A 5,933-nucleotide genomic window follows, 5' to 3' on the forward strand; every position below is an offset into this window, starting at 1 on the left:
GTACTCGGCGTACTGCTTCGGGAACAGCAGCTTGTCCAGGGCGGCGCGGCGGCCAGACAGACGGCACCAGCGGCGGCTGTGGCGGCTCTTGCGGCTCTTGCGCTGTGAGCAGTTCGCATGCGGGAAAGGTTACCGTGCGTGACTTAAGTGCATGAGTACGGTGGCACCCATGGAGTCCACACCCACGTTCACCTTCCACCGCGCCACCGAATCGGACCGCACCTACTTGCGCCGTCTGAACTTTCTCGCGGACGTCTACGGTGACGAATCCAAGGAGGTGCGCCGGAGCAGTTACCGGACGTGGAACGCTACGTCGACGAGTGGAACCCGCAACGCGACGGCGGGGTCATCGCCTTCGACCAATTCCACATGCCCGCAGGCGGAGTGTGGTTGCGGTATTGGACGTCGCCTGACCAGGGCCATGCGAACCTCTCGCCCGGCACTCCAGAAATCGCCATCGCCGTTGAGAACAAATAAGCGGGCCACCGCTTGGGCGAAGCCTTGCTCCGTGAGGTCGTAGACCTCGCCCGGGAGCAGGGTGCTACACAAGTGGCGCTCTTTGTCGCAGAAGACAACCCCCGCGCCCGCCACCGCTATGAAGCGTTCGGCTTCAGCGATGTCGCGGTACCCGGGGGTGTGATGGTCTACCAGCTCTAATCTGCCCTCTCTGCGACGCGCCCTTCCCACCGCGGGATCATGAGGGGGCTGCCGGATTCCGGATCTTGGATGATACTGGCCTCGACGCCGAAAACGTCACGAACCAACTCCTCGGTGATCACGTCGGCGGGCGCGCCGGTGGCCACGACTTCCCCGTCTTTCATCGCGATGATGTTATCCGCGTAGCGCGCCGCTTGGTTGAGATCGTGCAGCACCGTCACCAGGGTGAGGTGGTCGCGCTTGTTCAGCTCGCGGCACAGTTCAAGAAGTTCGATCTGGTATCGCACATCCAGAAACGTGGTCGGCTCGTCGAGGAGCAGGATCGGAGTCTCCTGCGCGAGAGCGACAGCCATCCAAACACGTTGGCGCTGCCCGCCGGAAAGCTCGTCGACGAAGCGACTGCTGAGCTCGCGCACGTTTGTCGCGTCCATCGCCGCTCCCACGGCACGCTCGTCTTCTGGTGACCAAGGTTTGAAAAGACCCTGGTGGGGATAGCGTCCGCGTGAGACGAGATCGATGACGCGGATGCCCTCCGGTGCGACCGGCCCCTGGGGAAGCAGGCCGACTTGCTTAGCGACGTGTTTGGTGGACTGTTCGTGCAGAGACTTGCCGTCGAGAAGCGTCGCCCCTGAAACTGGCGTGATGAGCCGAGTAAGGGACTTCAGCAGCGTCGATTTGCCGCACCCGTTCGGCCCCACAATGACTGTGAACATGCGATCCGGAATCTCGACTGTGACATCGTCGCAGATGATCGCTTCGTCGGAGTACGCCAACTTCGCGTGTTCGGTGTGCAGACGTGCCATTTACTTCCGTCCTTCCTGAATCAGCAGCCAGAGGAAATAGATACCGCCGATGGAGACGGTGACAATGCCTACTGGCAGTGGCGAAGTGGGGTGAATGCGCTGTGCGACAGTGTCTGCGAGCACGAGCAGCAACGCGCCGGTCGCGGCAGTAGGCATCAGCGCCAGCCCGTCGGCGCGCACAAGTCGGCGCGCGATCTGCGGGGCGGCGAGCGCGATGAATGAGATCGGTCCAACGGTGGCGGTGGCTAGTGCGGTCAAGCCGATCCCGATGATAATCGCGGCGACTTGCACTGCACGCACGTTCTGCCCAAGAGCGGTGGCGAACGGGATGCCGATCTGTGTAAGGCGCATCGGGCGAGCCAACAACGCCGTCACCGCAATGAACACCACCGTGCCCGATGCTGCGAACCCGAGGGTGTTCCAGCTGGTGCCAGCAAGGTTGCCCGCACCCCACAAGCTCGCCATGATCGCGTCCTCGACCGTCGCCGTGAGCAGCAGCCACGTGTTCACCGCGGCCAGCATCGCACTGACACCGATCCCGACGATGATGAGCCTTACTCCCCGGGCATGGCCGTCTTTCGACGCTAGGAAAAACACCGTTACAGCCGTGAGCAAGCCGCCCGCGAGCGCACCGAGCAGGGTGGCCGTGGAACCGCCGCGGAGCACCAGCATAGCGATGAGAGCCCCGGTATAGGAGCCGGTCTGAAAACCGATCACATCCGGCGAACCGAGCGGATTATTGGTGAGGTTTTGAAACAACGCCCCCGACAGAGCGAGCGCAGCACCGAGCACCAGCGCCATCAGCACGCGCGGAGCACGCCACTCCACCACGACCATGTGGGTGAAGTCGTCCCCGCGGCCCAGCACAGCATCGAATACTTGGCCCGCGGTGATCGATGCAGAACCGGTGAAAAACGCGAAGACGCCGCAAGCAGCCGCCAGCGCGACGAGGACGGCGGTGACTACCACTGCACGCACATCGGTGACGAAGATCGGGCGCTCGCGCGGGCCGATCCTTACCATCGGTCGGCCGAAATCCAGGCGTTGCGTCGTCACAGTTCTGCCACCCGGAACTGGCGCACCATGTAGATAAGGAGGGGCGCGCCGATGAAGGGCGTGACCACCCCTACAGGCATCTCGCCCTGCACAATCACGCGGCCGATCACGTCAGCGAAACCCATGATGGCGGGTGCCAAAATGATCGAGTACGCCATGATCCATCCCTGGTGCGGGCCCACGATCATCCGGCTTAGGTGCGGGGCCAACAACCCGAGGAAAGAAATTGGTCCTGCCACCGCAGTGCCGCCGCCAGCGAGGAGCGCAATAGCGATCAGTGCGACGAGACGAACGCGGTTCGGGTTCGCTCCCATCGCCACGGCAGCGGCCTCGCCCAGCGCGAGCACATCAAGCGACTTAGATAGTGCGAGCGCGAGCACGAGCCCGACCAGAATGAAGGGCACGATCGCGAGCGTATTGTCCAGAGCCTGGTTGGCCGTGGTGCCAGCGGACCAGCCGCGCATCTTCTTCAGAACGTCGGAGTTGGTGAGCAGAACCGCTGAAGTGAACCCGCCGAGGACGGCACCGAGTGCGACGCCGGACAGTGTCATCCGGATCGGGTTGCCTCGCATCGGCCCAGCATTTCCGATGAGGAATACAGCGAACGATGTAACGGTCGCACCTGTGAATGCCAACCACATGTATTGGTTGATGTCGGTGAGACCGAAGTAGGCGATGCCTACCACCACCGCCAGAGAAGCGCCGACATTGACGCCGAGGATTCCGGGGTCTGTCAGGGGGTTTCTGGTCACTGCCTGCATCAAGCCGCCCGCGACACCGAACGCGGCCCCTGCCACCAAAATCAGCACGGTGCGCGGCACCCGCGACTGCCACACCACCTGCGACACCGGGTCGGCCGGATCGGGCGAACGGAGGAAATGCCACAGCTCGCCGAGCGTAATCTCGCGCGCACCGACGGTAAGGCTGAGCACAAGCGAGACCGCGAGCAACGCGATGAGCACCCATGCGCCGACAACTCGGTACGCGAGCGGGTGGGGCTGTGGCGGTGCTAGCTGGGCTTCCGTTTCGGTGGGCGCAGGCGCTGTGGTGATCGTCATGGTTCGCGGTGGGCGGGTCGAGGGCTTAGGAGACCTTGTTGAAGCCCTGGACCTTTGTGGCGAGTCCGTCCAACCAGTCGGCGTAGTGGCGCGAGGTCAGCGCACCCTTTGAGTTCCAGGCGTAGAGCTGACCAGCCTGGACCGACGGCAGCGAGTCCCACATTTCGGCGGTGAAGGGGTCAGCTTCGTCGTAGTTCTCGACGAGCATGACATCGGTGGGGTATTTCGAGGCTTCCTCCCAGGCGATCCACGCCCACGGGCTACCCTCGTGGCCCTCGGTTGGGCCAGCGAGGGTCGCGCCGAGCGACTTCAGCAGATCCGCCTGGGGACCGTCTGCGCGGGTGTAGAGCATCTCCTTGGTGGGGCTCGACAGCATGAAGCTCAAGTCTTCGCCAGCAATGGCATCGGAGAAGTTCTGCTTCGCAGCCGCGTAGTCTTGGTCGGCCTTAGTGATGTGCGAGGCGGTGACATCGGCGCCGAGGAACTCGGCGAGCTCGCGGACGTTGGCGATGCCCTCGTCCACGGTGTCACCGCCGGGCAGCGGCACGAACTGGGCGACGCGAGTGAGTTGGGAGTTCACATCCTCTTTGAACCATTGCCAACCGTCTGCTGTGCCGAGGCCAATGATCGCGTCCGGTTTGAGCTGTGCGAGTTTCTCCAAGTCAATCTCGCCGTCGGTGCCGATCTGCTCAATCCCGGTGGTGTCCACCCCACCCATCACGGTCGGGTCGTCGCACTGGTAACCGAAGATGGCGTTCGGCTTGATGCCGTACTCATCGAGGGTGGAGTAGGCGTAGCAGTCCATGACGATGTTCTTGGGCTGCTCGGCGAACTCGATTTTCAGGCCGTCAATGCTCGGGTGATTGAACACCAGCGCATCGGATGCCTGGACATTGCTCGAAGCGGACGCGGAGGAGGATGTCGCAGCGTCCGAGGCAGACACGGCGGAAGTGGCGGTGGCGGTTGCAGTGGAAGTTGAGGCGGAGTTGGAAGGAGAGGAGCTGCAGCCTGTGAGAGCGAGGCCAACAGCAAGGGTGAGCACTGCACCGAGTTTCGCGCGCATGTGGGATGCCTTTCATTCGACATGTTGCCTGAGCAGAACGCCAGGCCAGTGAGCAAAGGCAAACCTAACATATGGTCAGAGTTAGGTAAAGCAATCCTTACAATCTCGCACGAAAGTTACCCCCGCGCCTGTCCCCGAATCCAAAACGCGCTGAATGTGACATTTTTGGGATCAATCCCCCACTCTTGCACGGCGAATCGGCGCACCCCCGCTGCGAGGTCTCGTTCGCCGCAACACCAGACACTCTCCGGGCGCTCGTGAGAGCGAAGCTCGGAGACAACTGCCTCCAGCAACCTGTCCTGCTGGGCGGTGACCAGGGCCAGTGACCTCACGCGGGATTGCCAGCGCTCAACCAGCCCAGGCTCGAATTCGTCGCTCGTGACGGCGGCGAACACGACATCTGCCGCAGCCAGCTCAGCAGGGTGGAATTGCTCGAGGAATTCAAGAATTGCTGCGACTGAAGGCGCTGCAGTGGGGTCGGCGACCAGCAGCTGCGATGTGCCTGGCTTTGGCTCGCGCCGGAACCACAGCCCGTTCGCGGGGTAGATTCCGCAGGTGTCCCCAGGCGCGACGCGCAGCGCCCAACGCAACGCGGGCCCGATGTCGGTGTCCGAGGCATCCGAAACACCGTGTGTGACCAATAGGAAGCTCAGGGTGCCAGCAGCTCGGTCGAGACTTCGAACTGTGTACCACCGAAGGTCGGGTCGCACGGCATCCGGAAGCGCGGCAAGTTGGGCTCGTAGATTGCTTACCCGAGTTGTCGTTAACGGGACATAGTCCTTGCCAGGACCCGGCATGAGGAGGCCGAAGAACTCGTCTGGGCCTACCAATTGGTGGTCGCGCAATTCAGGCGCAACCACGGAGATCTCAAGGAGGTCGGGTGCAACCCGTTCAACATTGGCGACGGTGACTGTGAGTGCATCGCTTTTCTCGCGCTGGGGCCAGTCCGTGAGCTGAATGTCCGAAAAGTTGCAAGAACCGAAAACCATGAAAGGTAGTTTAGGCTTACCTACATCATTGTGTCGAGACGCCCAGCCGCCAAAACGCCGAAAGCGCCGGCACTCCGGGTGGAGGTCGGCGCTTTGGACGTCGTCAGGCGAAAAGCTCTTAAGCGATAACCACTACGAGGTCGCCGCCTTCCACCTTGGTCGGCTTGGTCAGCGCGATGCGCTCAACCACACCCGACTTCGGTGCGGAGATGGCGGCCTCCATCTTCATGGCCTCGATGGTTGCAACCGGGTCGCCTTCCTTGACCTCGTCACCCTCCTTTACGGTGACGGTGACGGCACCTGCGAA

General features: G+C 62.6%; 8 protein-coding genes. 2 read left to right on the forward strand and 6 right to left on the reverse strand.

What is annotated here, in order from left to right; all coding sequences use genetic code 11:
* Positions 1 to 300: 300 nt before the first annotated feature.
* On the forward strand, positions 301 to 477 hold the full coding sequence (locus HMPREF2785_RS12350) for a hypothetical protein (protein WP_308313617.1): 177 nt from the start codon (positions 301 to 303) through the stop codon (positions 475 to 477).
* Positions 478 to 501: 24 nt separating this feature from the next.
* Positions 502 to 657: a GNAT family N-acetyltransferase gene (locus tag HMPREF2785_RS12355; protein WP_371440475.1), complete on the forward strand. Its 156-nt coding sequence runs from the start codon at positions 502 to 504 to the stop codon at positions 655 to 657.
* On the opposite strand, the gene HMPREF2785_RS02540 is transcribed toward HMPREF2785_RS12355, so the two are convergent.
* From HMPREF2785_RS02540 to HMPREF2785_RS02565, 6 genes are all read right to left on the reverse strand, one after another.
* Positions 654 to 1,460 carry an ABC transporter ATP-binding protein gene (locus HMPREF2785_RS02540; protein ID WP_070450390.1) on the reverse strand — a complete coding sequence of 269 codons (807 nt, stop codon included), beginning with the start codon at positions 1,458 to 1,460 and terminating at the stop codon, positions 654 to 656. The two genes, HMPREF2785_RS12355 and HMPREF2785_RS02540, sit on opposite strands and share 4 nt — an antisense overlap.
* Positions 1,461 to 2,516, reverse strand: a complete 1,056-nt coding sequence (locus HMPREF2785_RS02545; protein WP_239219677.1) for a FecCD family ABC transporter permease — start codon at positions 2,514 to 2,516, stop codon at positions 1,461 to 1,463.
* The gene (locus tag HMPREF2785_RS02550) at positions 2,513 to 3,574 is read right to left on the reverse strand and encodes a FecCD family ABC transporter permease (protein ID WP_141739341.1); all 1,062 of its coding nucleotides are present in this window, start codon (positions 3,572 to 3,574) and stop codon (positions 2,513 to 2,515) included. Before HMPREF2785_RS02550 ends, HMPREF2785_RS02545 begins: the two co-directional genes overlap by 4 nt.
* Before the next feature lie 25 nt (positions 3,575 to 3,599).
* Positions 3,600 to 4,637 carry an ABC transporter substrate-binding protein gene (locus HMPREF2785_RS02555; RefSeq protein ID WP_083284738.1) on the reverse strand — a complete coding sequence of 346 codons (1,038 nt, stop codon included), beginning with the start codon at positions 4,635 to 4,637 and terminating at the stop codon, positions 3,600 to 3,602.
* A gap of 116 nt (positions 4,638 to 4,753) precedes the next feature.
* Positions 4,754 to 5,626: a siderophore-interacting protein gene (locus HMPREF2785_RS02560; RefSeq protein ID WP_083284739.1), complete on the reverse strand. Its 873-nt coding sequence runs from the start codon at positions 5,624 to 5,626 to the stop codon at positions 4,754 to 4,756.
* Between the two features lie 118 nt (positions 5,627 to 5,744).
* Positions 5,745 to 5,933: DUF2118 domain-containing protein (locus HMPREF2785_RS02565; RefSeq protein ID WP_141750627.1), on the reverse strand; the 189-nt coding region annotated here is incomplete at its 5' end.

This window comes from Corynebacterium sp. HMSC067D03 (assembly GCF_001811185.1).
Lineage (GTDB): Bacteria > Actinomycetota > Actinomycetes > Mycobacteriales > Mycobacteriaceae > Corynebacterium > Corynebacterium coyleae.